Source organism: Serratia sp. JSRIV006 (genome assembly GCF_019968685.1).
Taxonomy (GTDB): Bacteria; Pseudomonadota; Gammaproteobacteria; order Enterobacterales; family Enterobacteriaceae; genus Chania; species Chania fonticola_B.
Genome location: NZ_CP074137.1, coordinates 4,688,971 through 4,706,509, shown reverse-complemented (window position 1 = coordinate 4,706,509; position 17,539 = coordinate 4,688,971). Strand labels below are relative to the sequence as shown.

Here is a 17,539-nt window from a genome sequence, read left to right as displayed (position 1 = left end):
TGATGAAGAAAAACAATAGGCCCGCGTGCGGGCCTATTGATCGTCAACAATGATATCAGTGGGTATTGGTGGCGCTTACAGCACGTTGGCCACGCTGCTTGATGAAGTAACCGATGCCGAGAATGACGAGCCATACCGGGATCAGCAGCACGGAAATCTGGATCCCTGGTGTCAGGTACATGATCACCAGAATACCGGCCAAAAAGGCCAGGCACAGATAGTTGCTGAACGGATACCAGAAGGCCTTGAACTTCGGCTCGACGCCTTCATGGTTTTTCGCCTTGCGGAATTTCAGGTGTGCCAGGCTGATCATCGCCCAGTTGATCACCAGGGCAGACACCACCAGCGCCATCAGTAATTCAAAGGCACGGCCTGGGATCAGGTAGTTGATCAACACGCACAGTGCGGTTGCCAACGCTGAGAAACCGATGGCAACTACCGGCACACCGCGGCTATCCACTTTCAGCAGGGCTTTCGGGCCATTACCTTGTTTGGCCAAGCCGTACAGCATGCGGCTGTTGCAATAGACGCAGCTGTTGTAGACCGACAGCGCAGCCGTCAGGACCACGATATTAAGCACCGTTGCGACCATATTGCTGTTCAGCGCATGGAAGATCAGCACGAACGGGCTGCCGCCTTCGACTACTTTTCCCCACGGATAGAGTGACAGCAGAATAGTCAGCGAGCCGATATAGAACAGCAGGATGCGGTAGATCACCTGGTTGGTGGCTTTCGGGATGCTTTTTTCCGGGTTATCGGCTTCGGCGGCGGTAATACCCACCAGTTCCAATCCACCGAAGGAGAACATGATCACCGCCATCGCCATGAGCAGCCCCATGGTGCCATTCGGGAAGAAACCGCCCTGCGCCCACAGGTTGGTGACGCTGGCTTCCGGGCCGCCCAGGCCGCTGAACAGCAGGTAGGCACCAAAGGCGATCATGCCAATGATAGCGACCACTTTGATGATGGCGAACCAGAACTCCATTTCACCATAGACCTTCACACTCGACAGGTTGATGGCGTTGATGGCCAGGAAGAACACGGCAGCGGAGATCCAGGTTGGGATACCCGGCCACCAGTACTGCACGTAAATACCTACCGCGGTCAGTTCTGCCATGGCAACCAGCACGTACAGCACCCAGTAGTTCCAGCCGGAGGCGAAACCGGCGAAGTTCCCCCAGTATTTATAGGCGAAGTGGCTAAACGATCCGGCCACCGGCTCCTCTACCACCATTTCACCCAGTTGACGCATGATCAGGAAGGCAATAAAACCGCCAATTGCATAACCAAGGATGACCGACGGGCCGGCCATTTTTATTGTTTGAGCGATACCGAGGAACAGGCCGGTACCTATTGCGCCACCTAAGGCGATCAGCTGGATATGGCGGTTTTTCAGGCCGCGCTTCAGCTGGTCGCCATGCTGTTGACCATCCATCAATGAAACCCTCTGTGCGACATAATGCTCATTACCGTAAAGTAATGATTACGATGTGTGTTGTTTTTTGTTTACGACGTTATAGCTATAAATTCCACGGCGTCGCTACCGTTTGGCAGAGAATAATGGTACGTGCGAAAGTTTGCACCTGCTTTGTTGTTTGAATGATTAAGATTGCAGCAGTTTAGGCAACAAAATGCGGGTTGTGTGACGAGCGGGGGGATTGCGTGCACGAAATAAGCAATAACTCACAGAATTGGCAAAAATAATCACCATTGTTGTTGTTTTTTTGTTAACGATGCGGGGCTCGGTAAACGGTTGTAAAGCGAAAATAACCCTTAATCTCCTTGCCATATAACCCGGGCATTGTTCTAACCAGAGGTTTCACAAAAGTTAAATTCGGCGGCTACCTCGTAAATGGTATTACCAACGCTGAGTTGCCGGTTTGCAAAGGCTTATGGATTGAAGTGTTAAAATGTGCGGCATTCATGATTTCGATCAAGGCCCATATGGACAGCAGGTGAATACTTTGTTACTTTACCGTCACGTTTTTGAAATTGGTATTACCAATTGACTCCGGGCACTTCGCAGAGAAGAAATCACCCATGGCCTACAGCAAAATCCGCCAACCCAAGTTGTCAGATGTTATCGAGCAGCAGCTCGAATACCTGATCCTCGAGGGTACGCTACGTCCAGGCGAAAAGCTGCCTCCAGAGCGCGAGTTGGCGAAACAGTTTGATGTTTCCCGTCCTTCTCTGAGAGAGGCAATTCAGCGTCTGGAAGCTAAAGGGCTGCTCCTGCGTCGCCAGGGAGGCGGCACCTTTGTACAAACTAATCTGTGGCAGAGCTTCAGCGATCCGCTGGCTGAGCTGCTGGCCGATCATCCTGAATCACAATTCGATCTGCTCGAAACCCGTCATGCTCTCGAAGGTATCGCTGCCTATTATGCGGCGTTGCGTGGGACTGACGAAGATCTGGCGCGCATCCGCGACTGCCATCATGTGATCCAGCAAGCTCAGGACAGTGGCGATCTAGACGCCGAAGCCGACGCGGTCATGCAATACCAAATTGCCGTGACCGAGGCTGCCCACAACGTTGTGTTACTCCATCTGCTGCGCTGTATGGGCCCGATGCTGGAACAGAACGTTCGTCAGAACTTTGAATTGCTCTACTCGCGCCGTGAGATGTTGGCAACAGTGAGTAGCCATCGCGCCGGGATCTTTGAGGCGATTGTGGCACGCGAACCTGAAAAGGCCCGTGAAGCCTCGCACCGCCATTTGGCGTTTATCGAGGAAATTTTGCTGGATCTCAGCAGAGAACACACCCGGCGTGATCGATCGCTGCGGCGTCTCCAGCAACGCAAGGATTAAGAGTGGTTCTCTTCAAGGCACACCAGCTTGTAGAGATAAAGCTCGGAGTGCTTAATTAAGTACTTAAGCGGCAACCAAACTGATGAGCCTGTCTTCGTGCGTTTTATGACAGAACGCACGAAGACAGGCTCCAAACAAACCATTAGACAGATAAGGAATACCACCATGTCAGAACGTTTAAACAATGACGTGGATCCGATCGAAACCCGCGACTGGCTGCAGGCGATCGAATCGGTCATCCGTGAAGAGGGTGTTGAACGCGCTCAGTTCCTGATTGATCAGGTGCTGGGAGAAGCCCGTAAGGGCGGTGTTAGCGTTGCAGCGGGTGCTGCGGCTAACAACTACGTCAACACCATCGCGGTAGAAGACGAACCGGCATACCCGGGCAACCTGGATCTGGAGCGTCGTATTCGTTCTGCCATCCGTTGGAACGCCGTGATGACCGTGTTGCGTGCTTCCAAGAAAGATCTGGATCTGGGCGGCCACATGGCTTCCTTCCAATCTTCTGCGACCTTCTATGAAGTCTGCTTTAACCACTTCTTCCGTGCTCGCAACGAGAAAGACGGCGGCGATCTGGTTTACTTCCAGGGCCACATCTCTCCGGGCGTTTATGCACGTGCCTTCCTTGAAGGCCGCCTGACCGAAGATCAAATGAACAACTTCCGTCAGGAAGTGCACGGTAAAGGCCTGTCCTCTTACCCGCATCCAAAACTGATGCCTGAATTCTGGCAGTTCCCGACCGTCTCCATGGGTCTGGGCCCAATCAGCGCCATCTATCAGGCCAAGTTCCTCAAGTATCTGGAACACCGTGGTCTGAAAGACACCTCCGGCCAGACCGTTTATGCCTTCCTGGGCGACGGCGAGATGGACGAACCAGAATCCAAAGGTGCGATCACCATCGCAACCCGTGAGAAGCTGGACAACCTGGTCTTCGTCATCAACTGCAACCTGCAGCGTCTGGATGGCCCGGTTACCGGTAACGGCAAGATCATCAACGAGCTGGAAGGTATCTTCGCAGGTGCTGGCTGGCAGGTGCTGAAAGTGATCTGGGGCGGTCGTTGGGATGAACTGCTGCGTAAAGACACCAGCGGCAAGCTGATCCAACTGATGAACGAAACCCTGGACGGCGACTACCAGACCTTCAAATCCAAAGACGGTGCTTACGTGCGTGAGCACTTCTTCGGCCGCTTCCCGGAAACCGCCGCGCTGGTCAAAGATATGACCGACGACGAAATCTGGGCGCTGAACCGTGGTGGTCACGATCCGAAGAAAGTCTTTGCTGCACTGAAAAAAGCGCAGGATACCCAAGGCAAACCAACCGTGATCCTGGCCCATACCATCAAAGGTTACGGCATGGGTGAAACCGCGGAAGGTAAAAATATCGCTCACCAGGTGAAGAAAATGAACATGGAAGGGGTTCACCACTTCCGCGATCGTTTCAACGTGCCAGTGGCCGATGCTGACATCGAAAAACTGCCATACATCACCTTCGAGAAAGACTCCGAAGAGTACAAGTATCTGCACGAACGCCGTCAGGCGCTGCAAGGCTATGTACCAACTCGTCTGCCTAACTTCACCGAGAAGCTGGAAATGCCAGCTCTGGAAGATTTCAGCTCACTGCTGGAAGAGCAGAACAAAGAGATTTCTACCACCATCGCCTTTGTGCGTGCCTTGAACGTGATGTTGAAGAACAAGTCGATCAAAGATCGCCTGGTGCCAATCATCGCCGACGAAGCTCGTACCTTCGGTATGGAAGGTCTGTTCCGTCAGATCGGTATCTACAGCCCGAACGGCCAGCAGTACACCCCGCAGGACCGTGAGCAGGTGGCGTACTACAAAGAAGACGAGAAAGGCCAGATCCTGCAGGAAGGTATCAACGAACTGGGCGCAGCCTCTTCCTGGTTGGCCGCAGCGACTTCCTACAGCACCAACGATCTGCCAATGATCCCGTTCTACATCTACTACTCCATGTTCGGTTTCCAACGTATCGGCGACCTGTGCTGGGCAGCGGGTGACCAACAGGCGCGTGGCTTCCTGATCGGCGGGACTTCAGGGCGTACTACCCTGAACGGTGAAGGTCTGCAGCACGAAGATGGCCACAGCCATATTCAGTCTCTGACCATCCCTAACTGTATCTCCTACGATCCGGCTTACGCGTATGAAGTGGCAGTGATCATGCATGACGGCCTGGTGCGTATGTACGGTGACGCGCAAGAAAACGTCTACTACTACCTGACCACGCTGAACGAAAACTACCACATGCCAGCCATGCCACAGGGCGCAGAAGAGGGTATCCGTAAAGGTATCTACAAGCTGGAAACTCTGGAAGGTAGCAAAGGTAAAGTACAGCTGTTGGGCTCCGGTGCGATCCTGCGTCATGTGCGTGAAGCTGCGCAGATCCTGGCGAAAGACTACGGCGTGGGTTCTGACACCTACAGCGTAACTTCCTTCACCGAACTGGCGCGTGATGGTCAGGACTGTGAGCGTTGGAACATGCTGCACCCAACCGAAACCCCACGTGTGCCTTACATCGCTCAGGTGATGAATGAGGCGCCAGCGGTAGCGTCTACCGACTACATGAAGCTGTTCGCAGAGCAGGTTCGTACTTTCGTACCAGCCAGCGATTATCGCGTACTGGGTACTGACGGCTTCGGTCGTTCAGACAGCCGCGAAAACCTGCGTCACCACTTCGAAGTTGATGCTTCCTACGTGGTGGTTGCTGCTCTGGGTGAACTGGCTAAACGCGGTGACATTGAAGCTTCTGTGGTCGCTGATGCGATTAAGAAATTCGACATCAACCCAGAAAAAGTTAACCCGCGTCTGGCATAAGAGGTACTGAACAATGTCTATCGAAATCAAAGTGCCGGACATCGGTGCAGATGAAGTTGAAATCACCGAGATCCTGGTGAAGGTTGGCGATAAGGTTGAAGTTGAACAATCGCTGATCACCGTGGAAGGCGACAAAGCCTCCATGGAAGTGCCTTCGCCGCAGGCTGGCGTGGTCAAAGAGATCAAAGTGGCCGTCGGTGATAAAACCGAGACTGGCAAACTGCTGATGATCTTTGAAGCAGAAGGTGCGGCCGCTGCCGCACCAGCCGCCAAGGCAGAAGAAAAACCGGCCGCGGCTCCTGCTGCTGCCGCAGCCAAAGACGTTGAAGTACCGGACATCGGGGCTGATGAAGTTGAAGTCACCGAGATCCTGGTGAAGGTTGGCGATACCGTGACTGCCGAGCAGTCTCTGATCACCGTAGAAGGCGACAAGGCCTCTATGGAAGTGCCTGCACCGTTCGCTGGTACCGTGAAAGAGATCAAAATCAACACCGGTGACAAAGTGAAAACCGGTTCCCTGATTATGGTCTTCGAAGTGGCTGGCGCGGCTTCTGCTGCCCCTGCTGCTGCGGCTACCCAGGCGGCTCCGGCTGCTGCCCCTGCGGCAAGCGCGGCGAAAAACGTCGAAGTGCCAGACATTGGCGGCGACGAAGTAGAAGTGACCGAAGTGATGGTGAAAGTGGGCGATAAAGTTGCCGCTGAGCAGTCACTGATCACCGTTGAAGGTGACAAGGCTTCTATGGAAGTTCCGGCTCCGTTCGCGGGCACCGTGAAAGAAATCAAAATCGCTACCGGCGACAAAGTGAAAACCGGTTCTCTGATCATGGTGTTCGAAGTGGAAGGCGCTGCACCAGCACCTGCCGCTGCTCCGGCCCAGAAAGCAGAAGCTGCTCCGGCTCCGGCCAAGCAGGAAGCCAAAGCGGCTGCACCTGCCGCCGCCGGTAAAGGCGAGTTCGCTGAAAACGACGCCTACGTTCACGCGACCCCAGTCATCCGCCGCTTGGCGCGTGAGTTCGGTGTTAATCTGGCAAAAGTGAAGGGCACAGGTCGTAAAGGCCGTATCCTGCGCGAAGACGTTCAGGCTTACGTGAAAGACGCGGTCAAACGCGCCGAAGCCGCTCCTGCCGCTACCGGTGGTGGCCTGCCAGGTATGTTGCCTTGGCCGAAAGTGGACTTCAGCAAGTTTGGTGAGATCGAAGAAGTTGAACTGGGCCGCATCCAGAAAATCTCTGGTGCCAACCTGAGCCGCAACTGGGTGATGATCCCGCACGTGACTCACTTCGACAAAACCGATATCACCGATCTGGAAGCGTTCCGCAAGCAGCAGAACGACGAAGCTGCCAAGCGTAAGCTGGACGTGAAGTTCACCCCGGTGGTGTTCATCATGAAAGCCGTTGCCGCTGCCCTGGAGCAGATGCCACGCTTCAACAGCTCACTGTCCGAAGATGGCCAGAAGCTGACGCTGAAGAAATACATCAACATCGGCGTGGCGGTAGATACGCCAAATGGCCTGGTGGTTCCGGTATTCAAGGATGTGAACAAGAAGAGCATCACTGAGCTGTCCCGTGAACTGATGGCGATCTCCAAAAAAGCGCGTGACGGTAAGTTGACCGCAGGCGAAATGCAGGGCGGTTGCTTCACCATCTCCAGCCTGGGCGGTATTGGGACTACTCACTTCGCGCCGATTGTTAACGCGCCGGAAGTGGCTATCCTGGGTGTCTCCAAGTCTGCGATGGAGCCGGTCTGGAACGGTAAAGAGTTCACGCCGCGCCTGATGATGCCAATGTCGCTCTCCTTCGACCACCGTGTGATTGACGGTGCTGACGGTGCGCGCTTTATCACCATCATCAACAACATGCTGGCCGACATTCGCCGTCTGGTGATGTAATGAAAAAAGGGCGCAGCATGCTGCGCCCTTAGTAATTCAGTAGCAGTTTTGTCGGGTTTTGCATGACTCGACAGAATTGTTGGGACACGGGTCACTCGAACACGCTTTGCAGATTATTAACAATTCTGTAAACTGCTCGCGGTGTATGCGTCCCGGTGGATGAAGGGCGTTATGAGATCGACTAGCAATAAAAATGACGTCTGACCCGCCGGACAAACAATTAAGAGGTCATGATGAGTACTGAAATTAAAACTCAGGTCGTGGTACTTGGGGCGGGCCCTGCGGGTTACTCTGCTGCTTTTCGTTGCGCTGACTTAGGTCTGGAAACCATTCTGGTTGAGCGTTACTCCACTCTGGGCGGTGTTTGCCTGAACGTGGGCTGTATTCCTTCCAAAGCACTGTTGCACGTTGCCAAAGTGATCGAAGAAGCCAAAGCGTTGGCCGAACACGGCATCGTTTTCGGCGAGCCGAAAACCGACATCGACAAAGTGCGCGTCTGGAAAGAGAAAGTCATCAATCAGCTGACCGGTGGTCTGGCTGGCATGGCTAAAGGCCGCAAAGTGAAAGTGGTCAACGGCCTGGGTAAATTCACCGGCGCCAACACGCTAGTGGTTGAAGGCGAGAATGGTGCTACCACCATCAACTTCGACAATGCCATCATCGCCGCAGGCTCCCGTCCGATCCAACTGCCATTTATTCCTCATGAAGATCCACGCGTGTGGGATTCCACCGATGCACTGGCGCTGAAAACCGTTCCAGAGCGCATGCTGGTGATGGGCGGCGGTATCATCGGCCTGGAAATGGGCACCGTATACCATGCTCTGGGTTCACAGATCGACGTGGTTGAAATGTTCGACCAGGTGATCCCGGCTGCAGATAAAGACGTGGTGAAAGTCTTTACCAAGCGTATCAGCAAGCAGTTCAACCTGATGCTGGAAACCAAAGTGACCGCGGTAGAAGCCAAAGAAGACGGCATCTATGTCACGATGGAAGGTAAAAAAGCCCCTGCAGAACCACAGCGTTACGACGCGGTGCTGGTAGCGATCGGCCGTGTGCCGAACGGTAAACTGCTGGACGCTGGCCAAGCCGGTGTAGAAGTTGACGACCGTGGCTTTATCCACGTCGACAAACAGCTGCGTACCAACGTGCCGCACATCTTCGCGATTGGTGACATCGTCGGTCAACCGATGCTGGCGCACAAAGGCGTGCATGAAGGCCACGTAGCTGCTGAAGTTATCGCTGGTATGAAGCACTACTTCGACCCGAAAGTGATCCCATCGATCGCTTACACCGAGCCAGAAGTGGCATGGGTAGGGATGACCGAGAAAGAAGCCAAAGAGAAAGGCATCAGCTACGAAACGTCCACCTTCCCGTGGGCAGCTTCAGGCCGTGCTATCGCTTCTGACTGTGCAGACGGTATGACCAAACTGATCTTCGACAAAGAAACGCACCGTATCATTGGTGGCGCGATTGTCGGCACCAACGGCGGCGAGCTGTTGGGTGAAATCGGTCTGGCGATCGAGATGGGTTGTGACGCAGAAGATATCGCGTTGACTATCCATGCTCACCCAACCCTGCACGAATCCGTAGGTCTGGCAGCAGAGATCTACGAAGGCAGCATCACCGATCTGCCAAACCCGAAAGCCAAGAAGAAGTAATTTCAGCGGTTGGTAAGGTTGATAAGCGGCTCCTGTAAAGGGGCCGTTTTTTTGGAATAAATGCCAATAAAAGGCCGCTCAAAAGAGCGGCCAGTAGCTTACTTGTTCTGGAATACGACGTTGAAGATCAGTTGGTTGCTGGAAACTGACCAGCCGCCTTTGCTGACGCCAAACACCGAACCCAGTACAATGAGCAGGATAATGAGTGTTCTCCCTTTCATTGCGCGTTCCTTGTGGAACCACGACCACCGCGACTTCACCGGGAAAGCCCCAGTGGAACAAGCGCTCGATAGCGCCTGTATCGCAGTAGTTGCAGCACTGTTCTCAAGCCCGATGACCGGCTGCTAAACCGGCAGAACAGACCCAAAATCAGAGTACATAAAACAGCGTTTTTTTGCATCAGATCGGTTGATTTTTTAACCAAATTTACGCACAATGGCCTTGCTCGATAGCGCTTGTATCGTTCTTAACGATGTAAGAAATCCGTTCGGTGCCTGCTAACACTGCACGGATACAAAAGAACCGTCTTTATGGCGGTTTTTTTGTGCCCAACGCCCGCCAATTTCTCCCAACTCTATCGATAACCATTGTAAAAGTATGGACGTTATGTTGTGCTCATTGGGCTGAGATTGCTGTTGTGCCGTATCGAACCCGAGCCCGTCCCGCCTGCTTTGCAGCCGATTACGCTGCGGTCAACGATTCAGCAAAGATTTAATGTTGCTTTTATGTGAACGAATTAACAACCGATTCAAATCCTGATATGCTGGCTGGGCGGAACCGGGCACTGTACCTTACTTACAGTCCAGGATATCGACAGCAGTGCCCCGTCAAATATCGCCGTGCGCTAAACCCGGTTTGAATATAAAACGCCAGGCACAATAAATGACAATGAGAGCGAGGAGAAAGTCGTGCTAGAAGAATACCGTAAGCACGTGGCCGAGCGTGCTGCAGAGGGCATCGTCCCTAAGCCATTAGATGCGACACAAATGGCAGCGCTGGTTGAATCATTAAAAAATCCGCCAAAAGGCGAAGAAGAATTTCTGTTAGACCTGCTGATTAACCGTGTACCACCGGGCGTCGACGAAGCCGCCTATGTCAAAGCAGGTTTTCTGGCAGCCGTTGCCAAAGGCGAAGCCACTTCCCCCCTGGTTACCCCCGAAAAAGCCATTGAACTGCTAGGCACCATGCAGGGCGGTTACAACATTCATCCGCTGATCGAGGCGTTGGATAACGAAAAGCTGGCACCGATTGCTGCCAAGGCGCTTTCCCATACGCTGCTGATGTTTGATAACTTCTACGACGTAGAAGAGAAAGCCAAAGCCGGTAACCCACACGCCAAACAAATCATGCAGTCCTGGGCCGATGCCGAATGGTATCTGTCACGCTCACCGTTGGCGGAAAAGATCACCGTGACCGTGTTCAAAGTGACTGGCGAAACCAATACCGACGATCTGTCACCCGCTCCAGATGCCTGGTCACGTCCAGATATCCCACTGCATGCGCTGGCGATGCTCAAAAGCGAACGTGAAGGTATTTTCCCGGATCAACCGGGTAGCGTTGGCCCAATCAAGCAGATTGAAGAGCTGAACAAGAAAGGTTTCCCGCTGGCCTACGTCGGTGACGTGGTCGGTACGGGGTCTTCCCGTAAATCTGCCACCAACTCGGTGCTGTGGTTTATGGGTGACGACATCCCCTACGTGCCGAACAAGCGTGGCGGCGGTGTGGTGCTGGGCGGCAAGATTGCGCCAATCTTCTTTAACACCATGGAAGATGCAGGCGCGTTGCCGATCGAAGTGGACGTCTCCAACCTGAACATGGGCGATGTGATCGACATCTTCCCGTATAAAGGCGAAGTGCGTAACCATGAGACCGGCGAACTGGTTGCCAGCTTCGAGCTGAAAACCGATGTGTTGCTGGATGAAGTGCGTGCCGGTGGCCGCATCCCACTGATTATCGGCCGTGGCCTGACCACCAAGGCGCGTGAAGCGCTGGGCCTACCGCACAGCGAAGTGTTCCGTATTGCCAAGCCGGTAGCGGCTAGCAGCAAGGGCTTCTCGCTGGCGCAGAAAATGGTGGGCCGTGCCTGTGGCGTTGCTGGTGTTCGCCCTGGCGAATACTGCGAACCTAAGATGACCTCGGTAGGTTCACAAGATACCACTGGCCCAATGACCCGTGACGAGCTGAAAGATCTGGCTTGCCTGGGCTTCTCTGCCGATCTGGTGATGCAGTCGTTCTGTCACACTGCCGCGTACCCGAAACCGGTAGACGTCACGACTCACCATACGCTGCCAGACTTCATCATGAACCGTGGCGGCGTTTCGCTGCGCCCTGGTGATGGTGTGATCCACTCCTGGCTGAACCGTATGTTGCTGCCGGATACCGTTGGTACCGGTGGCGATTCCCACACCCGCTTCCCGATCGGCATTTCCTTCCCGGCCGGTTCTGGTCTGGTAGCCTTTGCTGCCGCGACCGGCGTGATGCCGCTGGATATGCCTGAGTCGGTGCTGGTGCGCTTTAAAGGCAAAATGCAGCCTGGTATTACCTTGCGTGATTTGGTGCATGCTATCCCTTACTACGCGATCCAGCAGGGCCTGTTGACCGTAGAGAAGAAGGGTAAGAAGAACATTTTCTCTGGCCGCATTCTGGAGATCGAAGGTCTGCCGGAACTGAAGGTCGAACAGGCGTTTGAGCTGACCGATGCCTCTGCAGAACGTTCCGCTGCCGGTTGTACCATCAAGCTGGACAAGGCACCGATTGCCGAATATCTGAGCTCCAACATCGTGCTGCTGAAGTGGATGATCTCCGAAGGTTATGGCGATCGCCGTACCCTGGAGCGCCGTATTCAGGGGATGGAAAAATGGCTGGCGGATCCGCAGTTGCTGGAAGGCGATGCGGATGCGGAATATGCCGCAGTGATCGAAATCGATCTGGCTGATATCAAGGAGCCAATCCTGTGTGCGCCGAACGATCCGGACGACGCGCGCCTGCTGTCCGACGTGGCCAACAGCAAGATCGACGAAGTGTTTATCGGTTCTTGCATGACCAACATCGGCCACTTCCGTGCGGCAGGTAAACTGTTGGATCAGCATAAAGGCCAACTGCCAACCCGTCTGTGGGTGGCTCCGCCAACCAAGATGGACGCAGCGCAATTGACTGAAGAAGGCTACTACAGCGTCTTTGGCAAGAGCGGGGCGCGTATCGAGATCCCTGGCTGTTCACTGTGCATGGGTAACCAGGCACGCGTAGCGGACGGTGCGACCGTGGTTTCCACCTCAACCCGTAACTTCCCGAACCGTCTGGGTACTGGAGCCAACGTTTATCTGGCTTCCGCAGAGCTGGCGGCAGTGGCATCACTGCTGGGCCGTCTGCCAACGCCTGATGAGTATCAGACCTATATGGCACAGGTCGACAAGACGGCGTCGGATACCTATCGCTACCTGAACTTCGACCAGTTGACCCAGTACACGGAAAAAGCCGACGGTGTGATCTTCCAAACCGCGGTGTAATTCGGTACTGAGTTAGCATCATCACGGGGAGCCTTTGGGTTCCCCGTTTTTTTGTGATCGACCCCGGCTTTTATTGATATTAACTGATTGATTAATCTTGATTTGATGAAATTATTACTCTCAGGCTAATAAACCATCCCCCTGCTTGATTGATGGCGCTCTCCTAGACTCTTACTCTAACCGTACTGAACAGAACCAAGTAAACCCAGGAGGTTGAGGTATGTCGCTTCATCAAAGCCCCACGCGCGTTTGGGATACCCGGCGGCAGGAAAAAAAACGCCGTATCGCGAGTGTGCAAGAGCAGTCGCAGGGCAAAGTGATCCCCACCGCCGATCTGACCAGCGTGCTGGAAAAACTGCTGGTTTCTGGCGATCGGGTGGTGCTGGAAGGCAATAACCAGAAACAGGCCGATTTTCTCTCCCGTATGCTCGCCGAGGTCAACCCCGCCAAGGTCCACGATCTGCATATGATCATGCCAAGCGTTGGCCGCGCCGAGCATCTGGATATTTTTGAAAAGGGCATCGCCCGCAAGCTCGATTTTGCTTTCTCTGGTACCCAGAGCCTGCGCATTTCCCAACTGTTGGAAGATGGGCAGCTCGAAATCGGTGCCATCCACACCTATATAGAACTCTATTCCCGCCTGTATGTGGATCTGGTGCCGAACGTGGCGCTAGTGGCCGGGTTCAAGGCCGATCGTCACGGCAATCTGTACACCGGGCCAAGTACCGAAGATACCCCGGCACTGGTGGAGGCCACTGCGTTTAAAGACGGCATCGTCATCGCTCAGGTCAATGAACTGGTTGATGATGAAACTGACCTGCCGAGAGTTGATATCCCCGGCTCCTGGATCGATTTTGTCGTGGTGGCAGACAAGCCGTTCTTTATTGAGCCGCTGTTTACCCGCGATCCGCGCCTGATCAAACCGGTGCACGTGTTGATGGGGATGATGGCAATCAAAGGCATCTACGCCAAACATCAGGTGCAATCGCTGAACCACGGTATCGGTTTCAACACCGCCGCCATTGAACTGCTGCTACCTACCTATGGCGAGCAACTGGGTCTGAAGGGCAAAATCTGTAAACACTGGACCCTGAACCCGCATCCAACCCTGATCCCGGCAATTGAAAGCGGCTGGGTGGAGACCGTGCACTGTTTTGGCGGTGAGCTGGGGATGGAGAATTATATCGCCGCCCGCCCGGATATTTTCTTTACCGGTAGCGACGGTTCCATGCGCTCCAACCGTGCGTTCTGCCAGATGGCCGGTCAGTACGCCGTAGATATGTTTATCGGTTCAACCTTACAGATCGACGGTATGGCCCACTCTTCTACCGTGACACGTGGTCGCCTATCCGGTTTTGGCGGCGCACCGAACATGGGGCACGATCCACACGGTCGTCGCCACGCTACGCCTGCCTGGCTGGATATGATCGAAGAGCCGGATCCGTTGGCTCGTGGCCGCAAGCTGGTGGTGCAAATGGTGGAAACCTTCCAGGCGGGGGCCAAACCGACCTTCGTAGAAAAACTCGATGCCGTCGATGTGGCGCAAGAGTCTGGCATGCCGCTGGCACCGGTGATGATTTACGGCGATGACGTCACCCATGTGCTGACCGAAGAGGGCATCGCTTATCTGTATCGTGCACGCTCGCTGGAAGAGCGCCGCGCCATGGTGGCAGCGGTGGCCGGTATCACCGATATCGGGCTGGGTGTGGACGCCAAACGCGTGGCCGAGCTGCGCCGTGAAGGCAAAGTGGTGTTCCCGGAAGACCTCGACATTCGTCGCACCGATGCAACGCGTTCTTTGCTGGCCGCAGGCAGCGTAGCGGATCTGGTCGAGTGGTCCGGCGGCCTGTATAACCCGCCAGCGAAATTCCGGAGCTGGTAATGAAACTTTCCCCCTGTTTAATCGCCTCTGATGCGGATCGGGTTGCCGCACGATTGGCGGAGCTTGCCACGCAGGCGCTAGTGGATGAGGCGCGCCTCAGCCCGAAACCGGGGCTGGTGGATGCCCGGGGCTCCGGTGCGCATCAGGATTTGACGTTGGCGTTGATGGTGCGTTCCGCCCACAGCCTGACGCCTGTCTTCCATCGGCTGGCGATTGCCGGTTGGCAGCGTCCAGCCGATAGCGCGTTACGCCAGGAAGTTGGCCGGATTGGTCGGGAAGGTGAACAGCGGATGATGGCAGCCACTGCCGGTGTTAACACGCACCGCGGGGCGATCTGGGCGATGGGCCTGCTGGTGACGGCGGTAGCCATGCAAGGGGGAAACGCAACGCCATCCAGCAGTTGCACATTAGCCGCCCAGTTGGCGCAGTTGCCGGATCACGCCAGCCCGAAGGTGTTCAGCAAAGGCTTGCGAGCCACTCAACGTTATCAGGTACCTGGCGCGCGGGAGGAGGCCCAGCAAGGTTTCCCGCATGTGATGCAACGTGCGCTACCGCAGCTGTGGTACAGCAGGAACCAGGGGGCCAGTGAGCCTGCCGCGCAGATTGATGCCTTGATGGCCATCATGACCACCCTGAGCGATACCTGCGTGCTGTCGCGCGGTGGGTTAACGGCGCTAAAAGCGATGCAGCAAGGGGCAGCCGAGGTACTGCATGCCGGAGGGTATCAACATCCGGCAGGGCAGGCGGCGTTGGCCAAATTGGAGCAACGGCTATTGGCGAGCAACGCTTCACCCGGCGGCGCGGCCGATTTACTGGCTGCGGCTCTGTTCCTCGATCGGGCTACGGCCCGCTGAATAATCAATCCAGAGGATGTTATGGAACATATCGATTTGAGTTATCCGGCCAGCATTACGCTGCCGGGTAAGGCACTAACCGGCGTCGTGGGCTCCGGTGACATGGAGGCTCTGTTTGAGCCTGCGGCTGACGGCACGCTGACGGTGGCAATCAAAACCTCCGTAGACGGTAGCCGGCAGCGCTGGCAGCACCTGTTTGAACGCCTGGCCTCGTTGCGCGATTTACCTGCCGGGCGGTTAGAGATTAACGACTTCGGCGCTACGCCGGGAGTGGCTCGGCTGCGTATTGAACAGGTATTTGAGGAGGCCGCCCATGCGTGATGATCTCAGCTTTATCGAACTCAGCGCCCGGGAGCGCGCCCGCAATTTGCTGGACAGTGGCAGTTTCCGTGAGCTGTTGGGGCCATTTGAGCGTATTACTTCTCCCTGGCTAGAGCCGCAGGGCATAGTCACCCAGGCCGATGACGGCATGGTGGTTGCTAAAGGCACCATTGACGGTAAACCGGCAGTGGTGGTGGCGGTAGAAGGGGCGTTCCAGGGCGGCAGCATGGGGGAGGTTTCCGGTGCCAAGATGGCCGCGGCCCTGGAACTGGCAGCAGAAGATAACCGCAACGGCATTGCGACTCAGGCAGTCTTGCTGCTGGAAACCGGTGGCGTGCGTTTGCAGGAGGCCAACCTGGGGCTGGCAGCGATCGCGGATATTCATGCGGCGATTGTCGATCTGCGCCGCTACACCCCGGTGGTGGGTATTATTGCCGGTACCGTGGGCTGCTTTGGCGGGATGTCGATAGCGGCGGCTTTATGCAGCTATCTAATCGTCACCCGTGAAGCGCGCCTGGGCTTAAACGGCCCACAGGTCATTGAACAGGAAGCCGGTATTGAAGAGTACGATTCCCGCGATCGGCCTTTTATCTGGAGCATGACCGGTGGCGACGTGCGCTATCGCAGCGGCTTTGTCGATGAAGAAGTCCCGGATGCGCTGCATGCGGTCAAGGCGGCGATGAAAGGTTGTCTGCAACGCGGCGTGCCTGTTCAGCACCGCTCAGACAATTATCACTACTACTTGCCGAAACTGTCGCAGTTCGACACCCGCCAGCAGGCGGATTCGGCGGTCATTGCTCAACTGTTTGCTGCGGAGGATCGGGTATGAGTACGTCATCATCAAGCCGTGGAGAATATTGGTTCTCTTTGCTGACGGCGGGGGCCGAGCAGCGTCAGGGGCAGTGCGCCTCGATCCGGGTTGCGGACGCTGAACTAGAGGGACAACCGGTGCGTTTTATCGCCGTGGTGCCGGATGCAAATAACCATTACCCACGCGCTGCACGCGGCGAAGTAGGATTGCTGGAAGGTTGGACGTTAGCCCAGGTAGTCAGTGAAGCAGTCGCGGCTGACGTGGGTAAAGTACAAAAGCGCGCCATCGTGGCGGTGATCGATGTGCCGAGCCAGGCCTACGGGCGCCGGGAAGAGGCCTTTGGTATTCACCAAGCCTTGGCCGGTGCAGCTGGGGCTTATGCCAAGGCTCGGCTGGCAGGCCATCCGGTGATTGGTTTGATCGTCGGGAAAGCCATGTCTGGCGCGTTTCTGGCGCACGGCTATCAGGCCAACCGCTTGATCGCCTTCAACGATGCAGGCGTGATGATCCATGCGATGGGCAAAGAGTCTGCGGCGCGCATCACGTTACGTTCCGTAGAGGCGCTGGAGAAACTGGCAGCAACCATTCCACCGATGGCTTATGACATCGAGCATTACAGCTCGCTGGGCCTGCTGGAACAGTTACTGGATATCCGTGACCCGCTGCAGGCCAGTGAGCAGGAACTTAATCTGGTACGCCACGCACTGATCCAGGCGATCGCCAAAACTCGCCGTGAAGGGGTTGGATTAACTAACCGCCTGGGAGCAGACAACCGCCATAGCTCTTCGCTGGTGCGTGAACGTATGCGCGCAGAGTGGTAATGCCACGCTAGCCATTTTTACGTCAGAGTTCAGGAACAAAATACTACCCGCCGGGAGGGCGCATATGATGCGTTCCGACCCGGCATAAAGCTTCACCTGCATATAACAATATAACTAATACCATCGCACCTGATCTGACTGATTTTTTCTTTTTAACAGGTGAT

The 17,539-nt window shown here is 55.3% G+C and carries 12 protein-coding genes; 10 read left to right on the top strand and 2 right to left on the bottom strand.

The features are described from left to right. Positions 1–55 precede the first annotated feature (55 nt). Complete coding sequence (locus KGP16_RS21770) at positions 56–1,435, bottom strand: amino acid permease (protein ID WP_021806272.1); 1,380 nt, start codon at positions 1,433–1,435, stop codon at positions 56–58. 605 nt (positions 1,436–2,040) lie between these two features. Between KGP16_RS21770 and pdhR the strand changes: the two genes are divergently transcribed. The 4 genes from pdhR to lpdA all read left to right on the top strand — a co-directional run bounded on the left by pdhR (position 2,041) and on the right by lpdA (position 9,180). Next, the gene (gene pdhR, locus KGP16_RS21765; protein WP_021179689.1) at positions 2,041–2,805 is read left to right on the top strand and encodes a pyruvate dehydrogenase complex transcriptional repressor PdhR; all 765 of its coding nucleotides are present in this window, start codon (positions 2,041–2,043) and stop codon (positions 2,803–2,805) included. A 165-nt stretch (positions 2,806–2,970) separates the two neighbouring features. Continuing rightward, positions 2,971–5,634 (top strand): pyruvate dehydrogenase (acetyl-transferring), homodimeric type, encoded by a 2,664-nt coding sequence (gene aceE / locus KGP16_RS21760; protein ID WP_021179690.1) that lies wholly within the window; start codon positions 2,971–2,973, stop codon positions 5,632–5,634. A gap of 13 nt (positions 5,635–5,647) precedes the next feature. After that, entirely contained in the window at positions 5,648–7,522 is a 1,875-nt protein-coding gene (gene aceF, locus KGP16_RS21755; protein ID WP_074029642.1) for a pyruvate dehydrogenase complex dihydrolipoyllysine-residue acetyltransferase, read from the top strand. 233 nt (positions 7,523–7,755) lie between these two features. Beyond that, complete coding sequence (lpdA, locus tag KGP16_RS21750; protein ID WP_021806270.1) at positions 7,756–9,180, top strand: dihydrolipoyl dehydrogenase; 1,425 nt, start codon at positions 7,756–7,758, stop codon at positions 9,178–9,180. A 98-nt stretch (positions 9,181–9,278) separates the two neighbouring features. On the opposite strand, the gene KGP16_RS27605 is transcribed toward lpdA, so the two are convergent. Then, a complete protein-coding gene (locus KGP16_RS27605; RefSeq protein ID WP_021179693.1) occupies positions 9,279–9,401 on the bottom strand; it encodes a hypothetical protein in 123 nt (40 codons plus the stop codon). 687 nt (positions 9,402–10,088) lie between these two features. Here KGP16_RS27605 and acnB point away from each other — a divergent pair. The 6 genes from acnB (at position 10,089) to mdcE (ending at position 17,375) form a co-directional block, all read left to right on the top strand. Beyond that, entirely contained in the window at positions 10,089–12,686 is a 2,598-nt protein-coding gene (gene acnB / locus KGP16_RS21745) for a bifunctional aconitate hydratase 2/2-methylisocitrate dehydratase (RefSeq protein ID WP_223500326.1), read from the top strand. Between the two features lie 220 nt (positions 12,687–12,906). Beyond that, a complete protein-coding gene (gene mdcA / locus KGP16_RS21740; RefSeq protein ID WP_021179696.1) occupies positions 12,907–14,568 on the top strand; it encodes a malonate decarboxylase subunit alpha in 1,662 nt (553 codons plus the stop codon). Next, positions 14,568–15,422, top strand: coding sequence for a triphosphoribosyl-dephospho-CoA synthase (locus tag KGP16_RS21735; protein WP_021179697.1), 855 nt, complete (start codon positions 14,568–14,570; stop codon positions 15,420–15,422). Before mdcA ends, KGP16_RS21735 begins: the two co-directional genes overlap by 1 nt. Before the next feature lie 21 nt (positions 15,423–15,443). Then, positions 15,444–15,743, top strand: a complete 300-nt coding sequence (locus tag KGP16_RS21730; protein WP_021806268.1) for a malonate decarboxylase subunit delta — start codon at positions 15,444–15,446, stop codon at positions 15,741–15,743. Further along, positions 15,736–16,572, top strand: a complete 837-nt coding sequence (locus tag KGP16_RS21725; RefSeq protein ID WP_021806267.1) for a biotin-independent malonate decarboxylase subunit beta — start codon at positions 15,736–15,738, stop codon at positions 16,570–16,572. The genes KGP16_RS21730 and KGP16_RS21725 overlap by 8 nt, the downstream gene beginning before the upstream one ends. After that, positions 16,569–17,375 (top strand): biotin-independent malonate decarboxylase subunit gamma, encoded by an 807-nt coding sequence (gene mdcE / locus KGP16_RS21720; protein ID WP_021806266.1) that lies wholly within the window; start codon positions 16,569–16,571, stop codon positions 17,373–17,375. Before KGP16_RS21725 ends, mdcE begins: the two co-directional genes overlap by 4 nt. Positions 17,376–17,539 lie beyond the last annotated feature (164 nt).